Below are 5,045 nucleotides of genomic sequence, written 5' to 3'. Positions count from 1 at the left end.
GCTCCTGCTGGCCGATCAGGCGACCGCCACCGACTTCGACTATGAGCGGATCGAGAGCGTCGTCGCCCACGAGTACTTCCACAACTGGACCGGCGATCGCATCACCTGCCGCGACTGGTTCCAGCTGTGCCTGAAGGAAGGCCTGACCGTCTTCCGAGACCAGAGCTTCTCGGCCGACATGCGCGGCGCCGCCGTCCAGCGGATCAAGGACGTGAAGGCCCTGCGCGCCCGCCAGTTCTCCGAGGACCAGGGTCCGTTGGCCCATCCGGTGCGGCCGTCGAGCTATCTGAAGATCGACAACTTCTACACCGCGACCATCTACGAGAAGGGCTCCGAGGTCATCGGCATGCTCAAGACCCTGATCGGGGCCGAGGCTTTCCGGAAGGGCATGGACCTCTATTTCGACCGGTGGGACGGCCACGCCACAACGGTGGAGGCCTTCATCACGTGCTTTGCCGAGGCGTCTGGCCAGGATCTGACCAACTTCTTTGACTGGTACGAACAGGCCGGCACGCCGCGGGTCGATATCCGCCGCACCTATGACCCCGCCGCCCAGACCCTGAAGCTCGACCTCACCCAGACCACCCCGCCGACGCCTGGCCAGGCCAGCAAGAAGCCCCTGCCCATCCCGGTCCGTCTGGGCCTGCTGGACTCCGAGGGGCGCACCCTGGCCTTCGAACGGGAGGGCCAGGCGGTGGACGAAACGATTGTCGTTCTGGACGAGGCCAAGGTCAGTCTGACCCTCACCGGGATCGAGAGCGAGCCTGTGCTTTCGGCCCTGCGCGGCTTTTCCGCCCCGGTGGTCCTGACCACGGACGCTGCGCCCAAGGACCGCTATGTCCAGCTCGCCGCCGATCCGGACCTGTTCAACCGCTGGGAGGCCGGCCAGGACCTGGCCCGGGACCTGATGCTGGCCCGCAGCGCCGGCGCACCGGATGAGGTGGGCGAGGAACGCTATGCCGAGGCCGTCGGCCGGGCCCTGTCCGACCAGGCGGCCGATCCGGCCTTCAAGGCCTTGCTGCTCTCCCTGCCCAGCGAGGCTGAGCTGGCGCTCGCCCAGCAGCCGGCCGACCCGGGCGCCATTCACCTGGCCCGCAACATCCTGCGCGCCCGGCTGGCCATTCATCTGGCTGAAGACCTCGGTCGGCTCCACACCGGCCTGCAGGACCTGGGCGAGTTCACCACCGACGCGGCGGGCGCCGGCCGTCGAGCCCTGCGCAATATGGCGCTCGATATTCTTGCCGCCGATCCCCACGCGGAGAACGCCGAGCGGGCCTTTGGCCACTATGAGGCCGCCGGCAATATGACCGACGCCATGGGCGGCCTGTCGGCCCTGATGCAGATCGGCGGCGAGCCGTTCGAAAAGGCCCTGGCCGATTTCTATGAGCGCTGGAAGTCTGAGCCCCTGGTCATCGACAAGTGGTTCGCTCTGCAGGCCCGAGCGCCGGACGAAGGCGCCCTTGGGCGGGTTCTCGGCCTGACCGCCCATCCGGCCTTTGACGCGAAGAACCCCAACCGACTACGAGCCCTGGTGGGCACATTCGCAGCGGGCAATCCGGTGCGGTTCCATGACCCCAGCGGCGCCGGTTACCGGTTCCTGGCCGATCAGATCCTGTCGGTGGACGGCTACAACCCGATGACCGCGGCCCGTCTGCTCGAACCCCTGGGCGGCTGGCGGCGCTACCGGTCCGAACTGGGCGCCCAGATGCGCGACGAACTGGAACGGATCGTCAGCCACGAGGGGCTGTCCAAGAACGTCTATGAGCTCGCCTCGCGGGCCCTGGCTGAGGACTGAGGTCGGCGTTTGTCCATGGGGGCGGGCGGCCGACCACATGATCGCGACAGGCGCGACCGTATGACTCGTGACGCGGCGACTCCGCCCGCCTAGACTCCGGTTGGCGGGTGACTCGGTTTTGAGGGCAAGGAGCGGCGGGCTTGGCCGGACGCGGACGTAGAAGCGCGGCTCAGACCCAGGGTCGGCGGCGCGGTGGGGAGGAGAGTCCAGGCTCCCGGCCGCCGCCGACCTTCGCCTTCGCACGGCTGGCCATCCTGACCACCTTGCTGCTGATGGCCGTCTACACCGCCTTCGCCGTGGCCCGCATCCAGAGCGAACCGACCAGCGCGAGCCAGCCTGGAATCGTCCTGCCGGGACAAGCCCAAGCCCTGGCGGCCCGCCTCGAGGCCGAAACCGCCACCCTGCGCGGCGGTCTTCTCGCCGCCCGCGAACGACTTGAGGCACGACCCGACAGCCCCCTCGAGGCGGCCGAAACGGGCCTGAAGGTGGCGGCCGGCGCGGCCAGCGCCGTTGTCGTGCTTGGTGGCTCAGAGGTGCTGGCCGTCACAGGCGAGGCCGCAAGTCTGGACTGGAACGCCCTGGCCGCCCAAGCCGAACGGGATCAGAGCAACATCTGGTACGGGGTGGGCGTCGACGCCCAGGCCGCCCCGTTGCGGCTGATCACGGCGACGACGGCCTCCACCTCCGCAGGACGGCGCACCATCCTGGTGGTCGCCGACCCGACTCGGCTGTCCGCTCTGCTGGGCGACGCGCGGCCCGCGGCCATCGCTTCGGCCCGCGGTCAGATCATCTCGGCCACAGGCGCGGGCGGCGTCGCCGAGGCCGACAGCTTGAGCGCAGCCTTTGAATTAACCCCCGGGGAACTGCGGCCGGGACGGCTGACCCGGGCCAGGAGTCCCGATGGGGCCAGCCTGCAGGTCGCCAGCCATCCGGCGGCCGACGGCGCTCTACTGGTGTTGGTCGGCGCCGACGCCGATCCGCTGGAGATGCTCGCAGCCCAGGAGCAATTGGGCTGGGTGCTCATCCCCCTCGGGGTCGCCTTCCTCCTGGGACTGCTGCTCTTCACTCAGAGCCGCAAGGTCGAGGCCGCCCAGCAGGCCTTCTATGACAGTGAGCAGCGCTTCCGCATGGCGGTGGAGGCCGCGCGGTGCGGCATCTGGGAATGGGACCTGACCACCGACGAGGTGTTTCTGTCCGATGTCACCGGCGGCATGCTCGGCTGGGGGGGCGGCGGTGTCGTCGGTGGCCAGGATGTGTTGGACCGGGTGTCCCCCGAACATCGCGAGCGGGTGCGCCAGGCCCTGTCGTCGGCCGCCCTCTATGGCGCCTTCGACGTCTCCTTTCGGGCGCCCGGGGAGGCCGGGGAGCGGCCCCTGTGGATCGACGCCCGGGGCCAGGCCTTTGGCCGCGCCCCTGAGGGTGGATTCGCCCGGATCATCGGGGTCGCCCTGGACGTCACCGAGGAGCGCATCGCCCAGGCGCGCGCCCAGGCCGCCGAAAACCGCCTTCGGGACGCCATCGAGAGCGTCTCGGAAGCCTTCGTGCTGTGGGATCGTCACGGTCGGCTTCTGATGTGCAACCGCAACTATCGCAGCGTCTTCTCCCTGGAAGCCCGCCTGCTCAAGCCCGGCGCCGCCCGCGACCAGGTCAATCGCTTCGCCCGCCTGGCCATCAAGCGCGAAGCCCCGGCTGCCGACGGACAGCGCGGAGTCCGGGAGGCCGAGCTCAACGACGGCCGGTGGATCCAGATCTCCGAGCGTCGCACCGCCGAAGGCGGGCTGGTCATGACCGCAGCCGACATCACCGCCATCAAGACCCAGGAAGAGGCCCGGCGGGTCAACGAAGAGGCGCTCCAGAAAGCCGTCGTCAGCCTCGAGCGCAGCCAGGAGCAGTTGTCAGAGCTGGCCCGCAAGTACGAGGCCGAGAAGGTTCGCGCTGAAAGCGCCAACACCGCCAAGAGCGAATTCCTCGCCAATATGAGCCACGAACTGCGAACCCCGCTGAACGCCATCAACGGGTTCTCAGAGATCATGGTCGGGGAAATGTTCGGCCCCCTTGGAGACCCTCGCTACAAAGAATATTGCGGCGACATTCTCTCCTCGGGCCAGCATCTGCTGGCCCTGATCAACGACATTCTCGACATGTCGAAGATCGAAGCCGGCAAGATGAACCTGAAGTTCGAGCCCCTGACCCTGGAGGACGTGGTCGAGGACGCCGCCCGGTTGATCCGCAATCGCGCCGACAGCGCCGGCCTGGCGCTGGAGCTGGAATTCCCCCGGGATTTGCCGGAAGTCGAGGCGGACTATCGGGCGATCAAGCAGGTGCTGCTCAACCTGCTCTCCAACGCCATCAAATTCACCCCCCGCGGCGGCCGGGTCACCGTCAGGGCCGATGCGCGTCCCGATCCCCTGGGCGAACGGGTCCGTATCAGCGTCAAGGACACCGGGATTGGCATCGCGCCGGATGATCTGGCGAGGCTCGCCCGTCCCTTCGAGCAGATCGAGAGTCAGCACTCCAAGACCCAACAAGGCACGGGCCTGGGTCTGGCCCTCACCAAATCTCTTGTGGAGATGCACGGCGGGGCTCTGGACATCCAGAGCGCGCCTGGCGAGGGCACAACGGTGGGCTTCTCCCTCCCGGTCCGGCAAAGCGAGCCCCAGCAAGCCCCCGTCCGGCGCACGGGGGCCGCGGCCTGAGGCGCTGCGAACGGCAGGGTTATCGTCATCGGCCAGAATTGATCCGGCGCATAGGCCTCGCACAGTATCCCGCTAGGGTGGTGGGATGCTTGAATACGCCATCACGGCCCGCCGGATCGACGCCCACGGGAGCCTTGCCTCAGTCAAGGACGCCACCCTGGTTCTGGACACAGACCTCAAGGGACGTCCGGACGCCTTCAACCCCGTCGAGCTTCTGCTGGCCGCCGTCGCAGCCTGCATGATCAAGGGGATCGAGCGCGTCACCCCGCTTCTGAATTTTGAGCTCCAGGGCGTCGAAGTCAGGTTGAAGGCCGCGCGCCAGGACAATCCGCCTATGATCAGGTCCATCGACTATGAGCTGATCGTGGACACCGCCGAGAGCGACCAGCGCCTTGAATTGCTGCACAAGAACGTCCGCAAGTACGGGACGATCTCAAACACCGTGGCCCGGGCCACCGCCCTGGAAGGGCGGGTCAGCCGGCGGACGTCGGCTTGAGCCGGCAAGGCTCAGCGGGCAGATCTATAACTATCGCGGCGGCCTTCGCCGTCGCCTC

General features: G+C 68.0%; 3 protein-coding genes. All 3 read left to right on the top strand.

Translation table 11 applies throughout. From position 1 onward, the window contains the following. Positions 1–1,795, top strand: a 1,795-nt coding sequence (pepN, locus tag Q7V15_RS01660) for an aminopeptidase N (RefSeq protein ID WP_304753297.1), incomplete at its 5' end; no start/stop codon positions are given. 140 nt (positions 1,796–1,935) lie between these two features. Beyond that, positions 1,936–4,491 carry an ATP-binding protein gene (locus tag Q7V15_RS01655; RefSeq protein ID WP_304753295.1) on the top strand — a complete coding sequence of 852 codons (2,556 nt, stop codon included), beginning with the start codon at positions 1,936–1,938 and terminating at the stop codon, positions 4,489–4,491. Between the two features lie 85 nt (positions 4,492–4,576). Continuing rightward, the gene (locus tag Q7V15_RS01650) at positions 4,577–4,987 is read left to right on the top strand and encodes an OsmC family protein (RefSeq protein ID WP_304753294.1); all 411 of its coding nucleotides are present in this window, start codon (positions 4,577–4,579) and stop codon (positions 4,985–4,987) included. Positions 4,988–5,045: the final 58 nt, after the last annotated feature.

This window comes from Phenylobacterium sp., from assembly GCF_030651755.1.
In the GTDB taxonomy this organism is placed as follows: domain Bacteria; phylum Pseudomonadota; class Alphaproteobacteria; order Caulobacterales; family Caulobacteraceae; genus Phenylobacterium.
This window is presented reverse-complemented; position numbering and strand designations above follow the sequence as displayed.

Excerpts from the sequence above, each read along its gene's own strand:
- Q7V15_RS01650 (WP_304753294.1), top strand. The coding sequence starts at position 4,577 with ATGCTTGAATACGCCATCACGGCCCGCCGGATCGACGCCCACGGGAGC.